The organism is Chlorobium phaeovibrioides (assembly GCF_003968655.1).
GTDB classification, from domain to species: Bacteria; Bacteroidota; Chlorobiia; order Chlorobiales; family Chlorobiaceae; genus Chlorobium; species Chlorobium phaeovibrioides.
On the sequence record NZ_RXYK01000009.1, the window covers coordinates 1 to 25,204 of the forward strand.

General features: G+C 51.7%; 23 protein-coding genes and 4 tRNA genes. 10 read left to right on the forward strand and 17 right to left on the reverse strand.

The annotated features are described in order from the left end of the window. Positions 1-108: 108 nt before the first annotated feature. Positions 109-1,107, reverse strand: coding sequence for a transposase (locus tag EKD02_RS06620; protein ID WP_126384627.1), 999 nt, complete (start codon positions 1,105-1,107; stop codon positions 109-111). Positions 1,108-1,264: 157 nt separating this feature from the next. Between EKD02_RS06620 and EKD02_RS06625 the strand changes: the two genes are divergently transcribed. Continuing rightward, on the forward strand, positions 1,265-1,876 hold the full coding sequence (locus EKD02_RS06625) for an outer membrane protein (protein ID WP_185805713.1): 612 nt from the start codon (positions 1,265-1,267) through the stop codon (positions 1,874-1,876). 129 nt (positions 1,877-2,005) lie between these two features. Here EKD02_RS06625 and EKD02_RS06630 read toward each other — a convergent pair. From EKD02_RS06630 to murA, 5 genes are all read right to left on the reverse strand, one after another. Then, positions 2,006-2,077, reverse strand: a tRNA-Gln gene (locus tag EKD02_RS06630). 13 nt (positions 2,078-2,090) lie between these two features. Continuing rightward, positions 2,091-2,164 (reverse strand) — tRNA-Arg (locus tag EKD02_RS06635). Positions 2,165-2,211: 47 nt separating this feature from the next. Next, a tRNA-Glu gene (locus EKD02_RS06640) sits at positions 2,212-2,285 on the reverse strand. Positions 2,286-2,321: 36 nt separating this feature from the next. Continuing rightward, positions 2,322-2,395 (reverse strand) — tRNA-Ile (locus tag EKD02_RS06645). 87 nt (positions 2,396-2,482) lie between these two features. Continuing rightward, positions 2,483-3,757 (reverse strand): UDP-N-acetylglucosamine 1-carboxyvinyltransferase, encoded by a 1,275-nt coding sequence (murA, locus tag EKD02_RS06650; protein WP_126384631.1) that lies wholly within the window; start codon positions 3,755-3,757, stop codon positions 2,483-2,485. A 277-nt stretch (positions 3,758-4,034) separates the two neighbouring features. Here murA and EKD02_RS06655 point away from each other — a divergent pair, with 277 nt between their 5' ends. Genes EKD02_RS06655 through EKD02_RS06665 form a run of 3 tightly spaced genes read left to right on the forward strand, consistent with a single transcriptional unit; the run spans position 4,035 to position 6,679 of the window. Then, on the forward strand, positions 4,035-5,270 hold the full coding sequence (locus tag EKD02_RS06655; RefSeq protein WP_244924415.1) for a murein hydrolase activator EnvC family protein: 1,236 nt from the start codon (positions 4,035-4,037) through the stop codon (positions 5,268-5,270). A gap of 17 nt (positions 5,271-5,287) precedes the next feature. Next, positions 5,288-5,830 carry a hypothetical protein gene (locus tag EKD02_RS06660; RefSeq protein ID WP_011890447.1) on the forward strand — a complete coding sequence of 181 codons (543 nt, stop codon included), beginning with the start codon at positions 5,288-5,290 and terminating at the stop codon, positions 5,828-5,830. A gap of 15 nt (positions 5,831-5,845) precedes the next feature. Then, positions 5,846-6,679, forward strand: coding sequence for an NAD+ synthase (locus EKD02_RS06665; RefSeq protein WP_126341297.1), 834 nt, complete (start codon positions 5,846-5,848; stop codon positions 6,677-6,679). Between the two features lies 1 nt (position 6,680). Here EKD02_RS06665 and nadB read toward each other — a convergent pair whose 3' ends face one another. The 8 genes from nadB to mreC form a co-directional block, all read right to left on the reverse strand. Next, the gene (gene nadB / locus EKD02_RS06670) at positions 6,681-8,276 is read right to left on the reverse strand and encodes an L-aspartate oxidase (protein ID WP_126341298.1); all 1,596 of its coding nucleotides are present in this window, start codon (positions 8,274-8,276) and stop codon (positions 6,681-6,683) included. 206 nt (positions 8,277-8,482) lie between these two features. Further along, positions 8,483-9,028 carry a pyruvoyl-dependent arginine decarboxylase gene (locus tag EKD02_RS06675; protein WP_011890444.1) on the reverse strand — a complete coding sequence of 182 codons (546 nt, stop codon included), beginning with the start codon at positions 9,026-9,028 and terminating at the stop codon, positions 8,483-8,485. 119 nt (positions 9,029-9,147) lie between these two features. Beyond that, positions 9,148-10,365 carry a tyrosine--tRNA ligase gene (gene tyrS / locus EKD02_RS06680; protein WP_011890443.1) on the reverse strand — a complete coding sequence of 406 codons (1,218 nt, stop codon included), beginning with the start codon at positions 10,363-10,365 and terminating at the stop codon, positions 9,148-9,150. Positions 10,366-10,387: 22 nt separating this feature from the next. Beyond that, complete coding sequence (gene smpB, locus EKD02_RS06685) at positions 10,388-10,861, reverse strand: SsrA-binding protein (RefSeq protein WP_011890442.1); 474 nt, start codon at positions 10,859-10,861, stop codon at positions 10,388-10,390. A gap of 8 nt (positions 10,862-10,869) precedes the next feature. After that, positions 10,870-12,357: an FAD-binding oxidoreductase gene (locus EKD02_RS06690; RefSeq protein ID WP_126384635.1), complete on the reverse strand. Its 1,488-nt coding sequence runs from the start codon at positions 12,355-12,357 to the stop codon at positions 10,870-10,872. Then, positions 12,347-14,251: a penicillin-binding protein 2 gene (gene mrdA, locus EKD02_RS06695; RefSeq protein ID WP_439329069.1), complete on the reverse strand. Its 1,905-nt coding sequence runs from the start codon at positions 14,249-14,251 to the stop codon at positions 12,347-12,349. The genes EKD02_RS06690 and mrdA overlap by 11 nt, the downstream gene beginning before the upstream one ends. An 8-nt stretch (positions 14,252-14,259) precedes the next feature. Next, a complete protein-coding gene (locus EKD02_RS06700) occupies positions 14,260-14,751 on the reverse strand; it encodes a rod shape-determining protein MreD (RefSeq protein WP_126384644.1) in 492 nt (163 codons plus the stop codon). Between the two features lie 23 nt (positions 14,752-14,774). After that, positions 14,775-15,617, reverse strand: coding sequence for a rod shape-determining protein MreC (mreC, locus tag EKD02_RS06705; protein WP_011890438.1), 843 nt, complete (start codon positions 15,615-15,617; stop codon positions 14,775-14,777). An 84-nt stretch (positions 15,618-15,701) separates the two neighbouring features. Here mreC and EKD02_RS06710 point away from each other — a divergent pair, with 84 nt between their 5' ends. The 4 genes from EKD02_RS06710 (at position 15,702) to EKD02_RS06725 (ending at position 21,439) form a co-directional block, all read left to right on the forward strand. Further along, on the forward strand, positions 15,702-16,091 hold the full coding sequence (locus EKD02_RS06710; protein ID WP_011890437.1) for a co-chaperone GroES: 390 nt from the start codon (positions 15,702-15,704) through the stop codon (positions 16,089-16,091). Positions 16,092-16,093: 2 nt separating this feature from the next. Continuing rightward, positions 16,094-17,044 carry a quinolinate synthase NadA gene (nadA, locus tag EKD02_RS06715; RefSeq protein ID WP_011890436.1) on the forward strand — a complete coding sequence of 317 codons (951 nt, stop codon included), beginning with the start codon at positions 16,094-16,096 and terminating at the stop codon, positions 17,042-17,044. 32 nt (positions 17,045-17,076) lie between these two features. Beyond that, the gene (locus tag EKD02_RS06720) at positions 17,077-17,835 is read left to right on the forward strand and encodes a hypothetical protein (RefSeq protein ID WP_126384646.1); all 759 of its coding nucleotides are present in this window, start codon (positions 17,077-17,079) and stop codon (positions 17,833-17,835) included. Positions 17,836-17,989: 154 nt separating this feature from the next. Continuing rightward, positions 17,990-21,439: a vitamin B12-dependent ribonucleotide reductase gene (locus EKD02_RS06725; RefSeq protein WP_126384648.1), complete on the forward strand. Its 3,450-nt coding sequence runs from the start codon at positions 17,990-17,992 to the stop codon at positions 21,437-21,439. Here the strand turns inward: EKD02_RS06725 and EKD02_RS06730 are convergent. Genes EKD02_RS06730 through EKD02_RS06740 form a run of 3 tightly spaced genes read right to left on the reverse strand, consistent with a single transcriptional unit; the run spans position 21,436 to position 23,617 of the window. Then, a complete protein-coding gene (locus EKD02_RS06730; protein ID WP_011890433.1) occupies positions 21,436-22,137 on the reverse strand; it encodes a cell division ATP-binding protein FtsE in 702 nt (233 codons plus the stop codon). The two genes, EKD02_RS06725 and EKD02_RS06730, sit on opposite strands and share 4 nt — an antisense overlap. Then, a complete protein-coding gene (pdxA, locus tag EKD02_RS06735; RefSeq protein ID WP_126384650.1) occupies positions 22,134-23,150 on the reverse strand; it encodes a 4-hydroxythreonine-4-phosphate dehydrogenase PdxA in 1,017 nt (338 codons plus the stop codon). The genes EKD02_RS06730 and pdxA overlap by 4 nt, the downstream gene beginning before the upstream one ends. A 2-nt stretch (positions 23,151-23,152) precedes the next feature. After that, complete coding sequence (locus EKD02_RS06740; protein ID WP_126384652.1) at positions 23,153-23,617, reverse strand: DUF4293 domain-containing protein; 465 nt, start codon at positions 23,615-23,617, stop codon at positions 23,153-23,155. A gap of 247 nt (positions 23,618-23,864) precedes the next feature. On the opposite strand from EKD02_RS06740, the gene EKD02_RS06745 reads away from it, so the two are divergent. Continuing rightward, the gene (locus tag EKD02_RS06745; protein WP_126384654.1) at positions 23,865-24,539 is read left to right on the forward strand and encodes a peroxiredoxin; all 675 of its coding nucleotides are present in this window, start codon (positions 23,865-23,867) and stop codon (positions 24,537-24,539) included. Positions 24,540-24,663: 124 nt separating this feature from the next. Further along, positions 24,664-25,158 (forward strand): ferritin-like domain-containing protein, encoded by a 495-nt coding sequence (locus EKD02_RS06750; RefSeq protein ID WP_011890429.1) that lies wholly within the window; start codon positions 24,664-24,666, stop codon positions 25,156-25,158. Positions 25,159-25,204: the final 46 nt, after the last annotated feature.

The window sequence follows — 25,204 nt, forward strand, 5'->3', positions numbered from 1 at the left end:
GACTCCCTTTAATATTACAACAGGATATTATGAATCGTGCCCATTTGAGTACAAGCACTATATAACGTTGTTGAATAACGCAAATAGCAGACAGCAGCACATCAGCTATCATGAATTCGCCCCATTCAAGGCGCCCCCATCCGTGACTTGTTTCAGCATATGGCTGACGGCGCTCGTCGTTACCCCGAGTTGACGCGCAGTTGCGGCCAGTGAGACGCCATACTCCCAGACAGCCTTTCTGGCCAATGCTTTTCTCAACAAGGGAAGTCCTCCGCTCCGACTTCCCGATTGCAGATATGCCATTGATATTCCCGCTTCAGCGCAAGCCTGCTTGACCGTTTCGTTCAGAAGCTCCTGAAGTTTTGTTTCCGGGAGTTGAACATCCGTTCGGTTTTCTGCCTCGTTCATGATTTCACGAACAAACTCATCGCCACCCAGAATCCGCTCATCTCCCTGAGCCTGCTCTCCTCTCTTGCGTAGCGACAACACTTCCGACCATCCGCCCTGTGATCGCAACAAGCCACCCCCTGACAGCTCCTGCTCCCGGTCAATACCCAACTCCTGTTCAACAAATGCGAGATACGCTTTTCTGGCCGCCCCTTCAGTGTCCCCGAAAAAACGGAGCACATACTCCCGATCCATCCATTCATAAACAACCTCATTCATCATCACGGCATGCCCGCTCCATGGATAGAACGACAGCTCCTGAAGTGTTCCTGCCAGGCCAGCACGGAGAGGATTGAGATGGATGTATGCCACAAGCTTGTCGAAGTATGCATCCTCTTCGCAGATAATCGATTTGTAACGATTCTGGAACAGATAACCGACTCGATTGTGACGACGGTTGAAATACTGAGCATAGCCTGACAGCAATCTCCGCATGAAGGATGACAGGCCATCGGCACCGCTTTTCACCAGCGCATGGACATGATTGCTCATCAGGGCAAACGCATAAATGCCCGTCCCGGATGCCATGGCCAATCGGCCCATGCGTTCCAGAAACTCGGATCTGTCCGCCTCATCAAGAAAGATGGAACTGCGTTCTATCCCACGGATCATCACATGGTGGAATGTTCCCGGTGCATCAAGTCTCGGACCTCTTGGCATAGTAAATCCATTGTATTGCTATGTAAGCCGCGTCTTGTTTCCCCAATACATCAATATGCTTTTTATTCACGATATTCAACAACGTCCCCTAGTTTTTGTATATGCGTCAATGCAGGAAGTAGGATGGGAATTTCCCCCAAACACAACACACACTACAATGAAAAAAATCGTAATGACGCTTATGGCTGCAGGCCTAATTGCAGCTCCTTCTCTCGCATCGGCAGAGACTACTCCTTATGTCAGCCTTTCTGCGGGTATCGGGATGATGAATAACTCTGATGTTGATTTGGAAAGCGGTGCAATATGGAGTGCTTCTGACCATGACGTAGAATATGACTCTGGATACGCACTCGAGGGTGCTTTTGGTGTCAAAAAAGACATGTTCCGAGCAGAACTCGCCATTGGATATCAAGTGCAAGATGCAAATAAGGTCTTTGACACTAAATGGGATGGCTTAGAAGTATCCCTGCTTTCATTTATGGCCAACGGTTATGCCGACTTTAAGATGGACGGAGGAATTTCTCCCTATCTTATGGGCGGTTTAGGTTTTGCTACAGTTGATGTATCTGATAGTAGTGTTTCTGCCGATGTGACACCATTTGCATGGCAGCTCGGAGCCGGTGTAGGCGTTCCTGCGACAGATAACATTACTGTTGATCTCGGTTATCGCTACTTCTCGACAGCAGATGTCGATATTGATTCAACTGTTTATGATTCAATCGGCTTTTCGACCAGCAAAATCCTGCTCGGCATGCGTTACAGCTTCTAAACTGTTCGTTTGGTTGTGTGAAAAGCGGCATCGGGGAACCGGTGCCGCTTTTTTTTATGCTGGATTGACGAGAGATGGGGGAAACGCAAAAAGTCCCGCTGCACATTGTGCTGCGGGACTTTTTTGGTGCTGAGGAGGCAGGACTCGAACCTGCAGTTGCCTGATCCAGAATCAGGAGCCTTACCATTTGGCCACTCCTCAAAAGAACTGTTTGTGCACCCGAGAGGATTCGAACCTCTAACCGTCTGATTCGTAGTCAGATACTCTATCCAGTTGAGCTACGGGTGCATTGCTCAAAGGCCCGGCGACCTGGTTGCCGGGCCTTTGGCTGGTTGTAGCGTGTACGGGATTCGAACCCGTGATCTTCGCCGTGAGAGGGCGATGTCCTGGGCCACTAGACGAACACGCCAGGTAGTAAATGCATTCTTTCAAGCCAGATAACCAGTGGGCCCTGTAGGACTTGAACCTACGACCCAGCGATTATGAGTCGCTTGCTCTGACCAACTGAGCTAAGGGCCCTCAATGCTTGGCTTTAGAGGGAGTTAATATAATGCCTGAACGATTAAATGCAAAGCTTTGGTCTGTTTTTTTTGCTTAATTTTCTGATCATGAAAATTCATCGTATTTCTGCCGTTTTATCCTGGCTCCCAGTCGGCGGAGCTTTTCTTCTATGCGTTCATACCCCCGATCGAGGTGGTAGACGCGGAGTACCTCTGTTGTTCCTTCGGCCACAAGACCTGCAAGAACAAGGCTTGCCGATGCTCTCAAATCTGTGGACATGACTTTTGTTCCTGAAAGGCGCTGGGGGCCGTGAACAACTGCCTGGTTGTCGGTTATGTCTATATGTGCGCCAAGCCTGTTCAGTTCGGGAATATGGTTGAACCGTTCATGGTAGATGCGGTCGGTGATGAGGCTGGTTCCTTCGGCCTGTGTCATGAGTGCCATCCATTGGGCCTGCATGTCGGTGGGAAAGGCGGGATAGGGTTCAGCGGTAATGTTGACTGGCTGGAGGGCTCCGGGGCTTTTGAGTGAGATGCTGTGCCCGTTTGTTGTTACTGTGCAGCCTGATCGGGTGAAGGCTTCAAGAACCGACTGCATCTGTTCGGGGTCAGTGTCGGTGAGGGTTATGGAGCCTCCGGTGATTGCTGCGGCGGCAAGCAGGGTTCCTGCTTCAATGCGGTCAAAAACATTGTTGAATTCAATCGGCTGGAGTGTGGGTCGGCCTTCTATGGTCAGGGTTGTTGTGCCGATGCCGGTGATGGGGGAGCCCATTGCGGCCAGAAAATGACAGAGTGCCTCTATTTCGGGTTCGGCGGCGGCGTTGGTGATGGTTGTTGTCCCTTCTGCCAGTGCGGCGGCCATGAGGGCGTTGCCGGTTGCTCCTACGGAAGAGACGGGGAAGTCTATCTGCCCTCCCTGCAGGCGTCCTTTGTTCGTTGTGGCTTCAATAAATCCGGTTTTAATGGTGATGGTGGCTCCGAGTTTTTCCATGGCCATGAGGTGCAGGTCAATCGGTCGCGGCCCGAAGGCGCAGCCTCCCGGGAGTGAAACTTCTGCATGGCCGAAACGGGCAAGAAGGGGACCGAGTACATAGATGGAGGCTCTCATTTTCTTTACCAGTTCGTAAGGTGCCCGTGCGCTTTTTACCTTGCTGGTTGAGATTTCAAGAATGCCGTCTTCAAGGTGGCTTTCGGCTCCCAGATGGTGAAGCAGAGAGCGGAAGGTTGCGATGTCTTTCAGGTCGGGAATCCGGTGCAGCCGGAAGAGGCCGGTGCCTGCAAGAAGCGTTGCTGCTATTATGGGAAGTGAAGAGTTTTTTGAGCCCGAAGCGGCAATGGTTCCTTCAAGTCGGGTCCCGCCCTGTATGACAAGTTTGTCCATGGATATGTATGCTGTTTTCCGCCGATGCAAAAAGGGAATGTATAACAAATTAATTTTTTTGACGGGCTCTTTGCGAAGAAAAGATTTAATGCTGTACCTTGAAACAGTTATGCGCACCCTATAACCGTTTTCCCGCACAGTGAACGATTTGGCTTTCCATGGCTTCTCTCTGAGAAGTATTCTGCTGTCCCGTTTTTTCGGGCGACTTGTCAGTCTGTTGATTCTTTTTGTGGTCCTCCCTGTATGCCTGCCAGGGGTTACACCGGTGCGTTCTGCTGTGGCTGCTGAGAGCAGTGAACTCCTGAAAATCAAAAAGGAGCGTCGTGCAGTTGAGGCCAATCTCAACAGCCTGAAAAAACAGCTTCAGGAGTACCAGTCGAAATTGAATTCCACCGCTCGAAAGCAAAAGCAGACGCAGCGCCAGGTGGAGAGCATACGAAAGAAAATCAAGGTTCTTGGTAAGCTGATCAGTGAAAATCAGCGATATCTGAAGGTGCTTGATCGCGATATCGGCCGTCTCCAGGGGGAGCTGCAGTCCAACAGGCGGGTATATGGAACGGTTTCTGACGGGTTCAGACGAACGGCGGTTTCCGTTTATAAGTATGGTCGACAGAGGGATGTTGAGCAGTTGTTTTCTTCTGGTTCTGTCAATGATGCGCTTGTGCGTGTTGGTTATATCGGATATTTCTCCCGTGCGGTTCACCATCATGTTGATGAGCTGCAGGAGGCTGCCGTGAAGCTTGAGAGTTCCCGTGCGGAGCTTGAGAAAAGCTATCGGGCAAAAGCGGCTGCGGTGAAGGATCAGGAGCGTCAGTTGAGAAATATGGCTGCCAGCCGGACAGCTGAAGAGCGGGCTCTGGCAAAATTGAAGAAACAGAGGAAGGCCGATACTGCCCGGGTTCTGGAAGCACGCCGCAAGAGACGGCTGCTTCAGAAGCGGATTGAGGGGCTGATTCTTGCTGAGCAGAAAGCCATTGAGGCTGAAAATGCACGACGGGCAGCCCGAATGGCTCCGGCGGGCAGACCGGCCCCTTCGGCAGGTAAGGCAGTGGGTGGCAGGGTTGTTCCTCCTCCTCCCGATTCCCCCGAACTGCTCCGGATTTCCGCTGACTTTGACAAGGCTGTCGGTCAGCTGCCCTGGCCTGTCAGTAATGGGAGGGTGTCGCAGCGGTTTGGGCCTTTCAAAGACAAAGAGCTCAATATTGTCACTACAAACAATGGTATAGATATTTCAGTGCCTGCCAACACGATTGTTAAGGCGGTTTCAGGTGGCAAGGTTGCCAGGATTGCTTTTATGCCGACATTCGGCCACATTGTCATTATCCGTCACCCGAAGTCGTATCTTACCGTGTATGCGAATCTTGGCTCCATTCGGGTTGCCCAGAACGAGCTTCTTTCGTCGCAGCAGGTGATAGGCGCTTCTGGCAAAAATCTTGATGGAGGCTCCATTGTCCATTTTGAAATCTGGAAAGGACGCCTGAAGCAGAACCCTGAAACCTGGCTCAGAAAGTAGCCGAAATTACCTGGCCAATGCCTCTGAAACAGCTGTTTTCCGCCATGATGGCGGTTATGTTCCGTTACAGGAATTTCTGGAACCGGGTTGAGACGGGAGAATTTCCTGAGGGGGTTGATCTTCTGCGAAGCTATGCTGTTCCGGTTATTGCTGTGGTGCAGTTGCTGAAATTCCCGCTTATTGGTGAGCCCCGTCCTGCGATGTTTTATTCCATCGCGTCGTTTCTGCTTGATGTTACTGCTCTGTATCTTCTCTCTGGCGGGATGCTTAAACTGCTTTTCCCTCTTGAGCCTGCCGGAATGGAGGGGAAGGTTGTGACTGTTCTCGCCTATGGCCTCACTCCTGTCTGGCTGTTTGAGCTGTTTTATTTTTCGCCGCTCTGGAGCTGGGTGGTTGCTTTGCTTGCGCTTGGCCACACTCTTTTGATTTGCTGGTATGGATTTTCTCTGTTGCTCGGGGTTTCGGGAAGGCCGATGCTTCGTGCCGGTTTTTTTCTTGCCGGAGTAGAGAGCGTTGTGTTTATGCTCTCCATGTCGCTTATGCGCCTGTTTAATTTTTAGTGTTCAGCCATTATCATGAAGGTTCAGGATCTTGATCTTAATTATCAGCTTGTGGAGGAGATTCTTTCGTCTTTCCTTCGCAATGAAATCCGGAAATTCGGCTTTCAGTCTCTTGTGCTGGGCCTTTCGGGAGGTATTGATTCTGCGGTGGTCTGTGAATTGGCCGTCCGGGCCCTTGGCGCCGAGAATGTGCTGGCGGTGAAGATGCCCTACAGGGCGAGCAGCCGTGAGAGTCTGGAACATGCTGAGTTGATGGTGGAAAGGCTTTCCATCCGTTCCGAGGAGCACGATATTTCGCCGCCGGTTGATGCTTTTTTTACCGGAATTCCTGAGGAGAGCCGCCTTCGAAGGGGGAACATCATGGCGCGAGCCAGAATGATTGTTCTCTATGATGTGTCGGCCCGTGACGGCTGCCTGGTGGCCGGTACCAGCAATAAAACAGAACTGCTTCTCGGATATGGAACAATGTTCGGCGATATGGCTTCGGCCGTCAACCCCATAGGGGATCTCTACAAGAGTCAGGTTCGCGGCCTTGCCCGTCATCTGGGCATTCCCGCAGCTCTTATAGAAAAGGCCCCTTCTGCCGACTTGTGGCAGGGGCAGAGTGATGAGGCAGATCTGGGTTTTACCTATGAAGAGGTGGACATACTTCTTTACCAGATGCTGGAGCTGCGGATGGACAAGGAGTCGATTCTTGCTGAAGGTGTGCCGGAACCTTTTTACGCACGGGTCCGCCAGATGGTTGTGCGCAACCAGTACAAGCGGTTGATGCCTGTGATTGCTAAAATATCAGGCCGCACGCCCGGTATTGATTTCCGGTATGCCCGTGACTGGCAGGAAATCAGCTGATTTAAAACGAGCGAAGTATGGTGTCCTGGTGAAAGTGCTTGTCGTCGGTTTCCGGGTAGTCAGTTGTATAGTGCAGACCTCGTGATTCACGGCGTTTTATTGCGCCTTCAATAATCATGCTTGCCACCTTGATGATGTTGCGGAGTTCAAGCGTCTGCGTGGTGATTTTGGTTTTCTTGTAGAATGATTCCGTCTCTTCCTTGAGAAAGTCGATCCGCCGTTTTGCCCGCTCCAGACGGAGGTCGCTTCGTACGATTCCCACATAGTCGTTCATGACCTGCTGGGCTTCTCGTTTATTGTGGGCTACGAGTATCCGCTCTTCAGGGTTGACGGTGCCGCTGTCGTCCCAGTCGGGGAATTTGACATTGTTTTCAATCAAGGGGAGTTCCTGTTCAATGTCGTTGCATGAACGCCATGCAAAGACCAGTGCCTCAAGCAGCGAGTTGCTTGCAAGGCGGTTTGCCCCGTGTACGCCCGTACAACTTGTTTCGCCGCATGCGTAGAGGCGGTTCAGGGTGGTTCTGCCGCGGCTGTCGGTACGAACTCCTCCGCATGAGTAGTGCGCGGCCGGTACTACGGGAATCATTTCCTGTGTCATGTCTATGCCGAATTCAAGACAGGTTTCATAGATGTTCGGGAAGTGCTCTCGAGTTTTATTGGCGTCAATGTGGGTGACATCTAAATACACGCACTCTTCGCCGCTTTTCTTGATTTCAGAGTCAATGGCGCGTGCCACAATGTCGCGCGGGGCAAGGTTCTGGCGCTTGTCGTATTTGTGCATGAATTCCTGGCCGTTTTTCAATCTGAGAATACCGCCGAATCCACGGACTGCTTCAGAAATAAGGAATGATTTTGCTTTCGGGTGGTAGAGCGATGTGGGGTGAAACTGAATGAACTCCATGTTTGCGATTTCAGCTCCAGCTCTGTAGGCCATTGCAACTCCGTCGCCGGTTGCAATATCGGGGTTGGTGGTGTGAGGGTATACATGGCCAAGCCCGCCTGAGGCAATCATGGTTATTTTTGCCAGAATTTTTTTTGCGCGTCGCTGTCGTGAGTCGAGAACATAGGCTCCGTAGCAGGTGATGTCATTGGTTTTGATGCCCAGATGGTGCTGGGTGAGAAGTTCAATGGCAAAGTGGTGTTCGAGAAGGGTGATGTTGGGGTGGTTCTCGACACTCCTGAGCAGAGCGTTCTCAACTTCGCGTCCAGTGAGGTCCTGCGCATGGACAATGCGGCTTCTTGAGTGCCCCCCCTCTTTGCCGAGGTGGAGGTGATCATGGTCGGAGGTGGTGAAGTTGACTCCGAGCCTGATGAGGCGCCTGATGTGTTCGGGCCCTTCATGTACCATGGTGGAAACCATCTCCCGGTTGCAGAGCCCTGCTCCGGCGTCAAGCGTGTCGTTGATGTGAAGGTCGGCGCTGTCTCCGCTGTCCATGGTGGCGGCAATGCCTCCCTGCGCCCAGTTTGTGTTGGAGGTGGAACTCTCCTTTTTGGTGATGATTGTGACATTGGCTTTCTCGGCCATATGAATGGCGAAATACAGTCCTCCGATGCCGCTGCCTATTACAAGGACATCTGTTGTTATCTCTTCAGTCATGGGCGTGTTGTGTATAGAGGGTCATTGGTGCGGTGGTCAGGAGGAACAGAGGGACGGATTAAAAATAGCATGACGGCGCTGAATTTCCTCTCAGTCGGGCGAAGAAAAAGCTTGGGACGGCGGGCTTTGTAAGGGGACCAAGAGCGATCGTTCTCTGGTCCCCTTCAAAGGTAAAAGACTCACTTTGCAGTGAGGGTTGTTGTGGCTCAGGGCAGCAGCACGGCGCAGGAAATAACAGTAGTCCAGAGACCGTTTTCGCCCTCAGCTGACTGGGTGATGTTGTAGGAGTTGATGATTTTACCGCTCATCTTGTAGATACCTTCGCGTTCATCCCAGTCTTTGTTCGGATCGAACTCGATACCCAGTGTTGTTGCCAGCATGGTTGCGGCAAGATCCTCGGCATATTCGCCGGACTGTTCTTCATCTTCACCGAACGGATGATGCTCTGAAAGATATCCGTACTGTGTGTCATCGGCCGGAATTGCGACTCCGATGGACGCAGCCATGAGCCTGTTGTACTCATTGGTGGAGTTTCTGGCCATGACCGCAAAAGTGATCTGGCCCGGAGTGAGGAGTTTGATTCCCTCTTCTACGCTGATGCGTTCGCATTTCGGGGGAAAGATACTCGAGACGGTAACCAGATTGCATTTTTCGATTTTGGCGTCTCTCAGCGCAAGCTCAAACGAAGAGAGATACTCCTTGTGTCTTCCTACCCCTTTGGTAAAGAAAACTTTTGTCGGGACAAATGACAATGCCGTTCCTCCAGATAAATTGTTGCAGAAATAGTTACAGAACCGAAAGTGAGCAAGTATAGGAAAAAGCTGTGGTATTCGAAATATTTTTTTGCTGAAACCCCCGTGACTAGCGGTATTCAGCCCTGTTTTCCTGTTGCAATCCTGAAAAATTTCCGCTTTCCTGCACGCAGGGTTTTTGGTTCTATGGAAAGCGTTATGCTTGCGTTGATTTCTTCTATCCGCTCTTCATCAATGAGAATTGCTTTCTGCTGAATCATTCGCCGTGCATCTGTTTTTGAGGAGGCCGCTCCAAGTTCAACCAGAAGGTCCACAACAGTTATTTCCGAGTGTGACAGCTCAAAGAGCTCTATGTTTTCGGGGGCTTTTTTCTGGACGAACACCCGGTCAAAATGTGACTGAGCCTCTTCAGCGGCTTCCGGGGAGTAGTAGAGTGCCACAATGTTGCGGGCAAGCATTCTTTTGGCCGATCTCGGGTCAGTTGCGCTCTCTTCGGTGATGCTGCCGATGTCGGCTGTTCCGGGCGGCAGCAGCAGAGAGCAGTAGTTGGTGATGAGGGTGTCGGGAATGGAAAGCATTCTTCCATACATATCTGTCGGCGGATCATTGAAGCAGATGGCGTTGCCGAGTGATTTGGACATTTTTTCCACCCCTCCTGTGCCCACAAGAAGCGGCATGGTAATGCATACCTGCGGGGCGATGCCGTATTCCCGCTGCAGGTCGCGACCTACAAGCAGGTTGAATTTCTGGTCTGTTCCGCCGAGCTCTATGTCGTTTTTCAGATGGACTGAGTCCATGGCCTGGGCAAGGGGGTAGAGAAATTCATGGATGGAGATTGGTTCTCCGGAGCGGTAGCGTCTTTCAAAGTCGTCCCGTTCCAGCATTCTTGCGACCGTGCAGTGGCTTGAGAGCCGGATGACATCGGCAAAGGTCATTGCGCCGAGCCAGTCGGAGTTCCAGCAGATGGTGGTTTTCTTCGGGTCAAGGATTTTTGAGGCCTGTTCGAAGTAGCTTTCCCCGTTCCGGCGGGCTTCTTCGGCAGTCAGCTGCGGCCTGGTTTTGCTTTTTCCGGATGGATCGCCAATCATGGCGGTGAAGTCGCCGATTATCAAAATGGCTTCGTGGCCGAGGTCCTGAAAATCACGGAGTTTGCGCAGAACCACTGAGTGTCCGAGGTGCAGGTCGGGGCGGGAGGGGTCGGCACCAAGCTTGACTTTGAGCGGTGTGCGGGTTTTCAGACTGTGGCTGATTTTTGCTTCAAGTTCCTTTTCGGTAATGATTTCAACCGTATTTGCGGTGATAAGGTCAAGCTGTTCCTTGGGTGGCGGAAAAGGCATAATGGAAAGATCTCTTTGGTGTTCAGTACTGTTTTTTAATCTGCTGCAGCTGGCGTTCGTTGTCTCTGTTTTTGATTGTTTCTCGTTTGTCGAATAGTTTTTTCCCTTTGGCGACGGCCAGCTCAAGCTTCAGCACCCCTTTCGGGTTGAAAAAAGCTTTCAGTGGAATCAGGGCCAGCCCTTTTTCGCTGATTTGGGATTGCAGTTTTGCTATTTCGGCTTTGTGCAGAAGAAGTTTTCTGCTCCGTTTCGGTTCAAGGCTGTCAAGGTGGTTGAACTCATAGGGGGTAATCTGCATATTCTCAAGCCAGACCTCTCCGTGATGGATGATGGCAAAGCTCTCGTTCAGGCTGGCTTTACCCAGACGCACCGATTTAACCTCGCTGCCAAGCAGTTCTATGCCGGCAACAACGGTATCAAGAATTTCAAACTCAAATCGGGCCTTCCTGTTCTGGATGGCCTGGGTGTATGTTTTTGTCTGCTGTTTTTTTGCCACCAGTCCGTTCAGTGGTTGTCGGGTTCGAGAAATGAGAGCGGAATAATGTTTCCGATGTTGAGCACGAGAAAGGGGTCAAGGCATTTCTTTATTGCCGCCATCTCTCGTATGGCGTCCTCTCCATACAGTTCGGCAAGGTATTCGCTTTTGAGTTTTCCGATGCCGTGTTCAGCTGAAAGGGTTCCTCCCAGAGCTATGGCCTTTTTGACAAATGTTCTGTAGAGCGCTTTTGCCTCAACAAACTCCTCCCTGTTGCGGGGGAGGATGTTCAGGTGTACATGGGCATTGCCGATATGACCGAAAATAATATAGACAAAGCCGTGCTGTTCACAAGAGCTGCGGTAAAAATCAAAGAGTTCACGGAACGCATGGTCGGGAACTGCCATGTCTGTACTTATTTTGCTCTCTTTCTGCCGACTGAGCCACTCGTTGACAATGAGGGGCAGGGCGTGGCGGAACTCACGGATTTTTTCCTGTTCTGAACGGTCCAGAGCCATCCACGATTCATCTGCCATCCCGTTTGATGCTTCAATGGCCTCAAACAGGCGGTCAAGGGCTTCGTCCATTTTCTCCTCTGTGGTTTCCAGTTCAAGAAAAACTGCTCCATCAGCGGTTGTGGGAACTTCGGGGTATTGTTCCCTGAGAAAAGTGAGTGCGTTACGGTCAAAAAATTCCAGCGCCCGGGGCGTGGAGTCGGTTTGGTTGTTTTTACATGTGTTGATGAAGCCGAGCAGTTCTTCCATTGATTGGAAGTAGATCAGGCAGGAAATAATGGATTGGGGAAGGGGAATGAGCATGAGATCCGCCTCTGCAATGACTCCGAGCGTCCCTTCCGATCCTATGAAGAGGTCTATGAGGTCCATCCCTTCCTTTGAAAAGTATCCGGCATTGTGTTTGCTGGTTGCCGGCATTGTGTAGCGGGGCAGGTGGATCGTTTTTCTGCTCCCTCCCGGAAGGGTGAGGTGGATGTCGCCGTTGCTGTCGGCAATCTGTTCCCCTCGCCGGATTTCCAGCAGTTCTCCTTCCGAAAGAACCACAAGAAGCCTGGCTATATGGTTTCTTGTGGGGCCGTATTTAAGTGTTCGCGCTCCGGACGAGTTGTTGGCAATGGTCCCTCCTATGAAACAGAGTGCTTCAGTCGGGTCGGGGGGGTAGAGCCATCCTGCCGCCTGAACTTTTTTCTGTATCTCCTGCAGGATGGCTCCGCCCTGAACGGTAATGATTGCCTTGTCTGGAGAGAGAACGACGGGTTCGCCTATGGCATCCAGTTTCTCCATTGCAAGGACGAAGTCACCAAAGGGAATTCTTCCTCCTGTTGTTCCAGTGCCGTTGCCTGCTATGGTAAAACGGCGGTTCTCAACTGGCGCATTTTTCAGGAGCAGCCCGATTTCTGCAATGGTTTCAGGAAAAAAAACGCCAGGGGTGTGGCCGCTTTTCAGGTTGCTGGTGTCTTCAAGAAATCCGCGTATTGATTCCTGATCGGTTTTACTGATCATTCGTTTCTTTTTCGGGTGGCGAAGGGACTGTTAAGCTGATGCTGCTGTCTTTCAGGGCCGGCACAATGGCTGGCGTGAGGGGATTGGCTTCAATAAAAGTGTCGGGGGTGGAGGCGCCAACCGGCACTGATGGGACGGGAATCATATGCTTGAGGTATTGGCGGATCAGTTTGCCTGCAATCGGGGCGGACACACTTCCGCCGTAACCGGCGTTTTCAACCAGAACAGTCAGCGCGATTTCAGGGTTGTCGGCGGGGGCATAGGCTATGAACCATGCATGATCTTTGCCATGAGGATTCTGGGCTGTTCCGGTTTTGCCGCATACGGCAATTCCCGGCACCTGTGCCAGTCTGCCGGTTCCTGTCTGGACAACATCGGCCATGCTTCCCCGGATAAGCTCAAGGGTTTCCGGCTTGAGGGGCAGGCGGTGCTGCCGGTAGCGGAAGGGGACATAGGTGCCTGTTCGGGTGTCGCGATAACCCTCAACGATATGAGGCTGGTGGAGGGTTCCGCGATTTGCGATGGCGGCGGCATAGGTGGCAAGCTGAATCGGGGTGGTTCCGAGCTCCCCCTGGCCGATTGCAAGGCTGACAAGATTGCCTTTTGTCCATCGGCCTTTGCCATAACGACGGTTGTAATAGTCGCTTGAGGGAATCAGTCCGCTTCGCTCCCCGGGAAGGTCTATCCCTGTTCTTTTTCCAAATCCGAACAGTGCTCCGTAGTTCGTCCAGGCGGTGAAGCCGACATCAAAAATCAGACTGTAGAAGTATACATTGGATGATACGGCAATGGCTTCCCGCATATCCACCATTCCATGGCCCTCTCCTCTGTGGCTCAGGTATTGACGGTTTCCAAATCTGAATACCCCATTGTCGAGCACCTTTTTATCGGGGTCGATGGTCTTTTCTTCAAGGGCGGCTGTTGCCAGAACCATCTTGTAAATGGAGCCGGGAGGGTAGACAGCCTGCACCGTGCGGTTGAAGAGGGGTTTCTGGGGGTCGGAGCGGATGTTCTCCCATCCGGCGGGGTCGGTTGCACCATTGAACACCTCAAGGTTGAAATCCGGGGCACTCTGGAGGGCAAGAATGCCACCTGTTCGGGGATCAATGGCAACAACAGCTCCTGATTTGCCTGTTTCGGCAAGAAGTTTTCCTGCGAGTTTCTGCAGTTCCATGTCGATGGAAAGTGAGAGGTCGTTGCCTCTGATGGCCGGAATGTCGCTTCTGCCCTCATCATATCTGCCCGCATTTCTGCCAAGCGGGGTGACCATGACGAAACGGGTGCCTTTGATGCCTCTGAGATGGGATTCATACTGCCGTTCCAGTCCGCTGAAGCCTATTTTGTCGTCCCTGGCGTAGCCCTCTTCTTTCAGCGCTTTAAACTGTGCCGGGGAGATGGAACGCAGGTATCCGAACATATGTGCTCCGTAAAGCGAGTCGGCATACTTGCGTTTGTTTTCGGCGGCAATGATGACACCCGGCAGTTTCCAGATATTTTCACTCAGTCGTGCGGCATCTTCCGTACTGAGATCCCTTTTGAGGGTGAGTGCGGAAAACCGGTTGTATCTGGTGCCTTCGGCAATGTGTTCTGCAATGTCACTCTCAGGCATTTTGATGAGCCAGGCGAGTGCGGCTGTTCGGGAGCTGTCGAATTCGGAGGGGATGAGCTTGACCGAATAAAGAGGCCGGTTGTCGATCATGATCTTCCCGTTCCGGTCCTTCATCCGTCCACGGGGCGGCAGCTCCCAGATTCGTCTGATGCTTGCTGAGGCGCCGACTGAACCGAGCTGCTGGAAGTCAAGAACCTGAAGCCAGAAAAGTCTTCCCAGCAGAAGGCTGAAGATGGCCACGACGAAAAGAATGGCTGTTGAGGTACTTCGCTGATAGGTATCCATCATTCGGTTCAGTCAGCAAAGGATTTTTTCATGAAGAGAACGCGGGCGGCAATGGCCAGCAGCAGGGTGAGTATGGCTCCAATGCCGCCTAAAACTGCTATTCTGTACGCAGGTGAGAGAGCGAGCGGGTTTAAGCCTGCCGTCATGATGGTGGAGCTGGTGAAGCTGCAGAGGGTTGATGCCAGAAAAAATCTTCGGGTTTTGAGACTTTGGGTGGCGTGGCACTCTTCGGGAATCTGGAAGAGAGCCGCCATAAATCCGCCGATGGTGCCGGCAAGCATCAACAGACCCATCTGCCCGGTCAGAATTCCCATGAGCATTCCGCCAATAAAGCCTGTCAGCATGGAGGTGTTTCTACCGGCTGAAATGGCGGTAAATCCGACAAGAACCGCCAGGGCATCAGGGGAAACATGCAGAATGGAGAGATTGGGCATCAGGAAGACCTGCATGAGGGTTACGGGAACAAGCAGGGCAGCAATGCGAAATGTTGTTGCTTTCACGATAAAGAGGTTCTTCAGAATAGTTAGCGGCCGGTTCCGGATTCGATCTTTCCTTCCAGAAGCCTGAGTTTTTCAGGATCCCTGTTGAGAGAGACCACGACAACATGGTTCAGAGAGGCAAAATCAACAGCAAGTCGAATGGTGACGGTGCTGAACAGCGCCCCCTGTTTAATTGAGACCACGCGTCCTACAGGGAGTCCGGGAACAGCAAAGGTGCTGAAGTTTGTTGTGAGCATCTCCTCGCCCGTTTTCAGGCTGCTGCTGATGGGTACATGGTCAACAGTTGCCATATCTTCACGACCGCCTTTCCATGCCAGGACTCCCATGGTGCCGCTCTCTGAAGAAACAACGCTGGCCCTGAAATCAATGTGGATGAGTGGCATTACTTTTGCATAGTGCTCGGAAACGGCCACCACCCTTCCCACAAGCCCCCGTGGCGTCATGACCGTCATGTCCGTTCTGATGCCCCGGCTGCGCCCCCCGTCAATGAGAAGCATGTTTTCGCGGCTGCTGAACTGGCGGTCCACTACCCGCGCCAGTGTAAAACTTTTCAGACTTTCTGCTTTCTGGCTGAGGATTCGGGTACGGTCGGCTTCATTTCGAATGGCGTTTTCAGTGGAGAGTATCCGCCCGATAAGCGCAATGTTCGTTTCAAGAAGTCTGTCGTTTTCGTTTTTCAGGCCGATGAGGTAGCTGTAGCTCGCAATTTTGCTGGCAATGGCAGCTCTGAAGCCGGTTCCGGCATTGTTGAGACGCTGTACAACATTCTCCTGTTCCATTTTTATAAAGCCCAGCGAGATGGCTGAAAGGGCTATCAGCAGAAGCCATGAGTTGTTTCTGAAAAAAAAGCCGAAAAACTTCTTCACCGTATAGAAAACTTTTTAGTACAATGAAACCTGAAAGAGGGTTATGGCAGCCTTTTTCAGTTATAATCCTCCAGGAGAAAACCAATGAATCAAAATATCAAAATTACAGCCAAATTCATTGTTGTTGGCGACAGGGTTCTCATCAAGCCGAAATCTCTGGATGAACGCACCAAATCTGGCATTTATCTGCCTCCCGGAGTGCAGGAAAAGGAAAAGATACAGAGCGGGTACATCATTAAAACCGGTCCCGGATATCCTGTTGGCCCTCCGCCTGAATCGGACGAGCCATGGAAGGAGAGTGCAGCTACCCCGCAGTACATCCCTCTGCAGGCACAAGTCGGCGATCTTGCGATTTTTCTGCAGAGCAGTGCCCATGAAATTGACTATGACGGCGAGCGATATATTATTGTGCCCAATTCAGCCATACTCCTCCTCGTTCGGGAGGATGACGATATTGAATATTATTTGAAGTGATCATGACCAATTCCTCTGTTTCCTTGTCTATGGATGAACTTTCCCGGCGTATTGCTGTCCTTAAAAAGGAGATGAACGCTGTCATTCTTGCCCATTACTATACCTTGCCGGAAATTCAGCAGGTGGCCGATGTTGTGGGCGACAGTCTTGCTCTTGCCCGTGCGGCCGAGCAGATTGATGCAGATGTCATTGTGTTTGCCGGTGTCTATTTTATGGGGGAAACGGCCAAAATCCTCAATCCCGGCAAGCTTGTGCTCATGCCCGACCGCAATGCGGGCTGCCCTCTTGCCGACAGCTGCCCGCCTGAAGATTTCAGGAAATTCCGTGCAGAGCATCCCGGAGCGGTTGCAATCACCTATATCAATTCAACGGCGGAGCTCAAAGCCCTGTCTGATATTACCTGCACCTCGTCAAATGCTGAACGCATTGTGGGAATGATTCCGGAGGAAACGCCGATTATTTTCGGTCCCGACAGGAATCTTGGTGGCTATATTGCCCGAAAACTGAACCGGGAGATACTTCTCTGGCAGGGGTTCTGCTATGTGCACGATGCCTATTCGGCCTCTGTGATAGAGAATGCCTGTGCAATGAATCCGGAAGCGGAGCTGATTGCTCATCCTGAATGCCGTGAGGAGGTGCTCCGTCTTGCTTCATTCGTGGGCTCCACCCAGGCACTGCTTGACCATACCGTTGCCTCCGGGGCAACCTCCTTCATTGTTGCCACAGAGCCGGGCATTCTCTATGAGATGCAGCGCCGTTCTCCCGGAAAAACATTTATTCCTGCACCCCGCGACTCCCGACCAGGGGGAAGCATCTGTACGCAGATGAAGCAGAATACGCTCGAAAAGTTATACCGGTGCATGCTTGACCGTTCACCCGAAATCACCGTTCCCGAACCGTTGCGGAGCGAGGCGCTGAAGCCTGTCCGGCGGATGCTTGAAATGTCGGCTTAAGAGGAAACCTCCACCAATTCCAGACAGAGAGCATGACAGAAAGACGAAGGGTAGTGCCGGTGCTTATGCTGGCTTTTCTGGCTGTGCTGTGCTTGCCCCGGGCGGCCTCGGCCTGGCATGACAGAACCCATGTTGCCATTGCCTGGGCGGCAGGTTTTGACCGATGGTACAGTGCGGCGGCGCCTGATGTGGCAAAGCTCAAATATCCCTGCGGCGCCTATGAGGGCAAAAATCACTATAGCCACAATTCGGCGGGAGAGCCGGTGACCCCGGAACTCGTCAGCTCTCAGGTGAAGCAGTACGACCGCGCCGATGACCTTGAAGGCCATCTGTATGGTGCAATCATAGCCTCTCTTGCCGGATACCGCAAGCTTGAGGCGGCGGGGAAATTTGCCGATTATCATCTGGTCTACTGTGCTCACTATATCGGTGATCTCTCCATGCCGCTGCACAATGTTCCCTATGATGCGTTCAACAAAGCGCGCCATCATGCCAATGACGGAATCATTGAATCAACTGCTTTTCGTGATGCCGCAGAGATCCGCAGTCGTTGCTACACTATTGAAATTGAAAATGATGACGATCTGTCAAGAGAGATTGCGCGGATCGGGGAGATCTCCCGACAGCTTGCCCTGAAGATGAAGCGTGAAGAAAGAAATATGAGCAGCCGGGAGGCTTTGAGTCAGGCGGTGCATAGTGCGTCACTGTTCCGCGCTGTTCTGCTCTATGCCGGCCGGCCGCTCATGGAAGAGGACGGTCTTTTCCCGGGCGCAGAAAAGGCGGAAAGGTGACGGGAATTTAAGTTTTCGGAGAAATGTCATATTCCTTTTTATATTGAAAATTACGCTGGTCGCCCGGTTTCCCCGTGTTGAGTGAGTGGGTGGCTATAGTTATGTATTTAAATATTTTAGTTCCAATCTTAACCCCTGATCCCGGAGAGTTTTCATGAAAGTTTCCCGCCTTTTTACCCGTCCCGGCGAGTCTGTATGCGACCGGTTTGAATACAGCCTGAAAACATCCGTTCTTCGCAATCCCGATGGTTCAAAGGTCTTTGAGATGAACGAGGTTGAGGTTCCAAAGCATTGGTCGCAGATGGCGGCGGATATTCTTGCCCAGAAATATTTCAGGAAGGCCGGCGTGCCTCAGCGGGATGGCTCAGGCGAACTTCTTCGCGATGAGTCGGGCAATGTTGTGACGGGAAGCGAGAATTCCGTAAAACAGGTTGTTCACCGTCTTGCAGGATGCTGGCGTGAGTGGGGCGAGACGCATGGATATTTCGACACTCCGGAGGATGGCGAGTCGTTTTACGATGAAATGATCTACATGCTGCTGGCGCAGATGGGTGCACCCAACTCTCCCCAGTGGTTTAATACCGGCCTGAATTATGCATATGGAATCACCGGACCGGCTCAGGGTCACTACCATGTTGATCCTGCAACAAAAGAGGTATGTGAGTCGGAGGATGCCTACAGCAGGCCTCAGGCTCATGCCTGCTTCATTCAGTCGGTCAATGACGACCTTGTCAACGAGGGGGGTATTTTTGACCTTGCCATCCGTGAGGCAAGGGTTTTCAAGTTCGGCAGTGGCTCGGGTACAAACTATTCCAATCTCCGTTCATCGGGGGAAAAACTCAGCGGTGGTGGAAGTTCATCCGGACTGATGAGTTTCCTCAAGATTTTTGATTCATCCGCGGGCGCAATAAAGTCTGGCGGTACCACTCGCAGGGCGGCCAAGATGGTCATTATTGATATTGATCATCCCGATGTTGAAAAGTTCATTGAGTGGAAAGCCCGTGAAGAGGACAAGGTTGCCTCGCTGGTTGCGGGTTCGCGCATCTGTTCCCGCTTTCTTCAGGCCATTGTTGCCGAGGCTCTTGAAAACGGTGCGGACCGGACCCGGAACCCGAAACTTCAGCGGTTGATTGAAAATGCGCTGCAGCGGGCCGTTCCCATGAACTATATCATCAGGGTGCTTGCTCTTGTTGAGCAGGGCTTTACCTCCCTTGATTTTGATGAGTACGATACCAATTACGAATCGGAGGCATACCAGACGGTAGGCGGCCAGAACTCAAACAATACCGTCAGGGTGACCAACGAGTTCATGAAGGCGGTTGAGAACGACGATATCTGGACCCTTAAAGAGCGCACGACAGGGAAAGGTGCCAGAGCGGTCAATGCCCGTGATCTCTGGCAGAAAATTCTTCTGAGCGCATGGAAATGTGCTGATCCGGGTCTGCAGTTCGACACAACCATCAACGAGTGGCATACATGCCCGAAGAGTGGCCGCATCAATGCGAGCAACCCATGCTCCGAGTATATGTTCCTTGACGATACGGCCTGCAATCTGGCCAGTTTGAACCTGATTCACTTTCTTGATGAAAAGAGCGGAACCATCAAGGTTGATGAGCTCCGTCACGCTGCAGGCCTCTGGACGATTGCGCTTGAAATTTCCGTTCTGATGGCTCACTTCCCCTCAAAGGAAATTGCCCGTCTGAGCTATGAGTTCCGTACTCTCGGTCTTGGTTTCGCCAACCTTGGAACCGTGCTGATGGTGCTCGGCATTCCTTACGATTCGCCCAAAGCACTCGCCCTGGCAGGCTCGATTTCAGCCCTCATTACCGGACAGGCCTATATTACTTCCGCCGAGCTGGCGCGAGACCTTGGCCCCTTTGACGGCTACGCAGCAAACTCAAAAGAGATGCTTCGTGTAATCCGCAACCATCAGAGAGCAGCACACAATAAGTCGCAGGAGGAGTATGAAGGGCTCTCTGTCAAGCCGCGCGGCATTGATTCCGAGTACTGTTCAAATGAGTTGTTTGCGGCTGTTGGCAAGGTGTGGGATGAGGCGCTTCAGAAGGGTAAAAAACATGGATTCCGCAATGCGCAGGTCAGCGTCATTGCCCCTACCGGCACAATCGGTCTGGTTATGGACTGCGACACCACGGGTATTGAGCCTGAGTTCGCCATTGTCAAATTCAAGAAGCTTGCAGGCGGTGGTTATTTCAAGATTGTCAACCAGTCCGTCCACAAGGCTCTTGGCAGGGTTGGCTACAGCCCTAAGCAGATTGAGGAGATTGAGCGCTATTGCAAGGGTAGTGGAACCCTTTCGGGATGCCCGACCATCAACCGTCAGTGGCTGATAACCAGAGGTTTTACCGATGAGCGGATTAAGGCGGTTGAGGAACAGCTTGCAACGGTTTTTGATATCCGTTTCGCTTTCAACAAGTGGATTCTCGGAGAGGAGTTCTGCGAGTCTCTGGGCTTTACCGATGCTCAGCTCAATGACCCTGATTTCAATATGCTGGAGGCACTTGGTGCCACGGAGGAGGATGCTGAAGCAGCCAATGACTATATCTGCGGCACCATGACCATTGAGGGGGCTCCGCACCTCAAGCTTGAGCATCTGCCTATATTTGACTGTGCAAGCCGCTGTGGACGCAAGGGACAGCGCTTCATCAACCACATGGCACATGTTCACATGATGTCGGCGGTGCAGCCCTTTGTTTCTGGTGCCATATCCAAAACAGTCAATATGCCCTCCACGGCCACCGTTGATGAAATCAGCGAGGTATACCTGTCGGGATGGCATCACATGATCAAGGCTATTACCGTCTATCGTGACGGTTCAAAGCTCTCACAGCCACTGAACATTTCCAGCTATCAGGATCTTGACGAGGTCATCATGCTTGGCAATGAGGAAGATCTTGATGAAACCAAGGGACCCCGTGAGGTTCAGGAGCGCATCATTGAAAAGGTCTACCACCGTTCGGAACGCAGAATGCTGCCGAAGCGCCGGAAGGGTTTTATTCGTGAAGCCTATGTGGGTGGACACAAGGTCTTCCTCCGGACAGGGGAGTATGAAGATGGTGCCCTTGGCGAGGTGTTTATTGACATGTACAAGGAGGGTGCTTCCTTCAAGGGTCTTCTGAACTGCTTCGCTGTGCTTGCCTCAAAGGCGCTGCAGTATGGTATGCCGCTTGAAGAGCTGGTTGACAGCTTCACCTTCACCCGGTTCGAGCCGGCCGGTGCAGTTCAGGGGCACAATGCCATCAAGAACTCCACCTCAATTCTTGACTATGTGTTCCGCTCCATCGGTTACGACTATCTCGGCCGCAAGGATTTTGTCCATGTAAAGGCGGTTGATGAAGTTGCCGAAAACGGTACTGCAGGCAAGCAGAAACAGAGCGCGCAGGAAAAACAGTCTGCGGTTGAGCCTGTTATGGCAGTTCATCATGCCCAGTCAGAATATTCCAATACCCTGAAGAGCCAGATTGTTCAGGCAAAAGTACAGGGCTATACCGGAGAACAGTGTGAAAACTGCGGTTCCATGCGCGTCAAGCAGAATGGAACCTGCAAGGTCTGTGAGGATTGCGGCATGACGACCGGCTGCTCCTAAGCAGTTTTACCGGTAGGCCGGAACCCGGTCAGAGAGGGCTCAATAGATGTTTCGTGTATGTTGAGCCCCTCTATCAGCAGAGTGCGGGAAGGGGAGTGGCGGACCAGTTCGTAATCGTGGGTGCCGACAACCACGATAATGCCTTTCTGGTTGATTTTCTTCAGGTACTCAAGAATTTCCAGTGATGTGTCGGGGTCGAGGTTTCCTGTTGGCTCATCAGCCAGGATGACCAGTGGCTCACGCACCAGCGCCCGGGCAATGGCAACCCTCTGTTGTTCCCCTCCTGAAAGGCGAAATGGCATTTCTCTTGCCGCATCCTGAAGCCCTACACTTTCAAGCGCCTGCATGACGGAGTTTTTTATCAGTTTTTCTTTTGTTCCCGTGACCTTCAGGACAAAGGCCAGGTTGTCATATACCGAGCGGTCCTCAAGAAGCCTGAAGTCCTGGAATACAATCCCGAGTTTTCTGCGGAGCAGGGGAATCTCGCGGTTTTTTATGGTACGGGAATTGTATCCGGCAATATGGATCTCACCTTTTTTCGGCCTGATGTCCATATACATCGACTTCAGAAGCGTTGACTTTCCGCTGCCGCTCCGGCCCACAATATAGAGCAGTTCGCCATGCTGAACGGTCAGGTTCAGATTGGTGAATACAGGCTTTTTGTTCAGTTCCAGGTCAACATTGATGAAAGAAATCATTGTACGGGTCCAGTTGGGTTTCTGTGTTGGGCAATACTGATGGCAAGCATGGCGGCTTCATAAAAGCTCTCTTCAGAGGCAGTTCCAGTACCGGCTCTATCGAATCCAGTGCCATGGTCGGGTGAAGTGCGGACTATGGGAAGGCCAAGGGTGACATTCACTCCGCTCTCAAACGCCATGACCTTGAAGGGGAGCAGCCCCTGGTCATGATACATGGCAACCACCCCATCATAGTGTTTCCACCGGCTGGAACCAAAAAAACCGTCTGCAGGAAAAGGGCCCTCAATATGCATTCCTGCATTGTGAAGCCGTTCTATCGCGGGGCTTATGACTGCGCCCTCTTCGCTGCCCATCACTCCGCCGTCGGAGGCATGAGGGTTAAGACCAAGAACCGCCAGAGATGGTTCGTTTATAGCGAAATCCCTCTTGAGTGCTCCGGAAAGCTGCCTGAGAAAACCCTCAAGGTCCATTGAGCTTATGAGGGAGGGTACCCGGGAAATCGGTTCATGGATTGTGGCCAGCGCAACCTTCAGTCCTGTTCGGGCGTCGGCAAACATCATGATTGGAGAGGGAACACCGAACATGCGGCCCAGAAATCCCGTGTGGCCGGTGTCCTTGCACCCTGCGAGTGCCAGCGCTTCCTTGTGTATCGGGGCAGTGACAAGAGCGTCGCAAATGCCGTCCCGGCAGAGTTCCGCAGCACACTGTAATGACTGTATTGCCAGTGCACCGGCTTCAGCTGAAAGGGTGCCGGGGAGTATTGTTTCGGGTTCAGCAACCGAGATGACGGGAAGCACTCCGCAGCTGCATGGGGGAAGGTTTTGTGATAGAGCCGGAGCGTCAATTCTTTCGAGCTCAATCGGCAGGCCAAGCAAGTGGCGGTAGAATTTCATGACCTGCAGAGAGCCGGCAACAACCATGCTGTGGCCGCACCGCTGCATTTTCAGGAAACTTTTCAATATGACTTCCGGTCCTATCCCGTGCGGATCTCCCAGAGAGCAGACAATGCGCATGCTTAGAGCCTTTTGTAAGCGTTGGCAATTTTTTCATCCTTGACCACCCCTTTCATTGCCAGCCAGAAGAGTACCGGTTCAGGAAGAAGGATGAAAAATCCGGCTTCAGGCCGATGGGTAACTTCTGGTGCGAGTGCCTGAAAATGCTGGTTCATGAAGTGTGCGGCCGTGAGCCCTGTGAGAAGGTCGCCAAGAAAGAGGAGAATGGCGAGAAAAATGACGCTTCTCTGGAGTTCCCTTTTTTTGTAGAGGAATATGCCGGCAATGGCAGCCAGTGCAGTCAGAGGAGAAAATATGCCGGCCGCATAGCTGCCTGTTACGAAGAATGCCCCGGCTCCCGGGTAGAGAGAAAAATCCGAAAAAAGATACTGCTGTTCTGCTGTTACACTCCAGAAAGGCAAAAACATGCTTCCGGCTGCAAGCAGAGCTGCAAGAAAAAGGTAAAGAGTTTGGATTCGGGCTATCATGGCCAACCATATGTTTTGTTATCAGAATCTTCAACAAGATACAATGCCTTGACTATAGGTCAAACCCATCAACATAAAGTTGTGATATGGAGGCAGGGCAAGAGGTGTTCAAGCTTTCAAATAGTTTTTGCTATTATTTAGTAATTGTTCTTGCTTAATTGAATGATTATGTTGTATCTTGGAGCAGAAAGAAGTTGAGCCCCAAAAAAACCGTAAACCAAACAATAAAGAAAGGAGACAGTGAACAATGTCACAGCATCTTGAAGAGGAAATGTATTATGATATCTCCATGCCGCTGCTTGGAGATGAATTCCCTGAGCTTGAAGTTCAGACGACGCATGGCCCAATGAATATTCCTGGTGATTTGAAGGGTTCATGGTTTGTGCTGTTCAGCCATCCTGCAGATTTCACGCCGGTATGCACGACTGAGTTTGTGGCTTTCCAGGAGCGGGTGCAGGAGTTTGATAAAATCGGCTGCAAGTTGATTGGCATGAGCGTTGATCAGGTTTTCTCGCACATCAAGTGGGTGCAGTGGATCAAGGAGGAGCTTGATGTTGACATCACATTCCCGATTGTTGCGGCAAATGATCGTATTGCAAACAAACTCGGCATGCTGCATCCGGGCAAAGGAAGCAATACCGTCCGTGCCGTTTTTGTAGGCGACACGCATGGCAAGGTTCGTCTTGTACTCTACTACCCTCAGGAGATAGGCCGGAACATGGATGAGATTCTGCGTGCTGTCCAGGCGCTGCAGATTTCTGACAAACATAAAGTTGCCATGCCTGCAGACTGGCCGAACAATACGCTTCTGAAGGACCGCGTCATTATTCCGCCTGCTACCAATGTGGATGATGCCGACAAGCGTCCGCAGCAGTATGAGTGCTACGATTGGTGGTTCTGCCACAAGCCGCTTGATAAGTAGATTTCATTGTTGACCATCAACAGGGGTCAGGCGTGAATACTGACCCCTATGGTGGCTCTTTGGTATGAGTGCAGTCGCTGTATTGTTTTGTCAATTATGTCTTTAAATCAGGGAGGATTCAGCTATGGGAACAAGAGGTCGTCAAATTGTGGGGGAACATCTTGACCGGGTGCTTGAGTTGCTCAACAAGGCTTATGCTGATGAGTGGCTGGCTTATTATCAATACTGGATAGGTTCCAAAATTGTGCAAGGGCCGATGAAGGATGCCGTTATGGCGGAGCTGCTGCAGCATGCTGCTGATGAGTTGCGGCATGCGGATTTGGTGAGTACCAGAATCATACAGCTTGGCGGTACTCCGCTGACAAGTCCGAAGCAGTGGTTCGACTGGACGAACTGCGGCTATGACGCGCCCGATGAGCCGTTTGTGAAGAACATTCTCGAACAGAATATTTCTGGGGAGCAGTGCGCTATTTCAACATACAACAGTATTATTGAGGAGATAGGAATGAAAGATCCGATCACATTCAACCTTGCCGTGCAGATCATGCAGGACGAGGTGGAGCATGAGGAGGATCTCCAGTCTCTTCTGGAGGATCTTGGGGTGTTCATCAAACGCTGAGGATGCCTCTTAAAAGATGTTTTTATCAATCACCCTGTAAATCAAG

What these genes read in the sequence shown, in the direction of transcription:
- EKD02_RS06620 (WP_126384627.1), bottom strand. Translation starts at nt 1,107, where the DNA reads ATGCCAAGAGGTCCGAGACTTGATGCACCGGGAACATTCCACCATGTG.
- EKD02_RS06625 (WP_185805713.1), top strand. Translation starts at nt 1,265, where the DNA reads ATGAAAAAAATCGTAATGACGCTTATGGCTGCAGGCCTAATTGCAGCT.
- murA (WP_126384631.1), bottom strand. Translation starts at nt 3,757, where the DNA reads ATGGACAAACTTGTCATACAGGGCGGGACCCGACTTGAAGGAACCATT.
- EKD02_RS06660 (WP_011890447.1), top strand. Translation starts at nt 5,288, where the DNA reads ATGCCTCTGAAACAGCTGTTTTCCGCCATGATGGCGGTTATGTTCCGT.
- EKD02_RS06665 (WP_126341297.1), top strand. Translation starts at nt 5,846, where the DNA reads ATGAAGGTTCAGGATCTTGATCTTAATTATCAGCTTGTGGAGGAGATT.
- nadB (WP_126341298.1), bottom strand. Translation starts at nt 8,276, where the DNA reads ATGACTGAAGAGATAACAACAGATGTCCTTGTAATAGGCAGCGGCATC.
- tyrS (WP_011890443.1), bottom strand. Translation starts at nt 10,365, where the DNA reads ATGCCTTTTCCGCCACCCAAGGAACAGCTTGACCTTATCACCGCAAAT.
- EKD02_RS06690 (WP_126384635.1), bottom strand. Translation starts at nt 12,357, where the DNA reads ATGATCAGTAAAACCGATCAGGAATCAATACGCGGATTTCTTGAAGAC.
- mrdA (WP_439329069.1), bottom strand. Translation starts at nt 14,251, where the DNA reads ATGGATACCTATCAGCGAAGTACCTCAACAGCCATTCTTTTCGTCGTG.
- EKD02_RS06710 (WP_011890437.1), top strand. Translation starts at nt 15,702, where the DNA reads ATGAATCAAAATATCAAAATTACAGCCAAATTCATTGTTGTTGGCGAC.
- nadA (WP_011890436.1), top strand. Translation starts at nt 16,094, where the DNA reads ATGACCAATTCCTCTGTTTCCTTGTCTATGGATGAACTTTCCCGGCGT.
- EKD02_RS06720 (WP_126384646.1), top strand. Translation starts at nt 17,077, where the DNA reads ATGACAGAAAGACGAAGGGTAGTGCCGGTGCTTATGCTGGCTTTTCTG.
- EKD02_RS06725 (WP_126384648.1), top strand. Translation starts at nt 17,990, where the DNA reads ATGAAAGTTTCCCGCCTTTTTACCCGTCCCGGCGAGTCTGTATGCGAC.
- EKD02_RS06730 (WP_011890433.1), bottom strand. Translation starts at nt 22,137, where the DNA reads ATGATTTCTTTCATCAATGTTGACCTGGAACTGAACAAAAAGCCTGTA.
- pdxA (WP_126384650.1), bottom strand. Translation starts at nt 23,150, where the DNA reads ATGCGCATTGTCTGCTCTCTGGGAGATCCGCACGGGATAGGACCGGAA.
- EKD02_RS06740 (WP_126384652.1), bottom strand. Translation starts at nt 23,617, where the DNA reads ATGATAGCCCGAATCCAAACTCTTTACCTTTTTCTTGCAGCTCTGCTT.
- EKD02_RS06745 (WP_126384654.1), top strand. Translation starts at nt 23,865, where the DNA reads ATGTCACAGCATCTTGAAGAGGAAATGTATTATGATATCTCCATGCCG.
- EKD02_RS06750 (WP_011890429.1), top strand. Translation starts at nt 24,664, where the DNA reads ATGGGAACAAGAGGTCGTCAAATTGTGGGGGAACATCTTGACCGGGTG.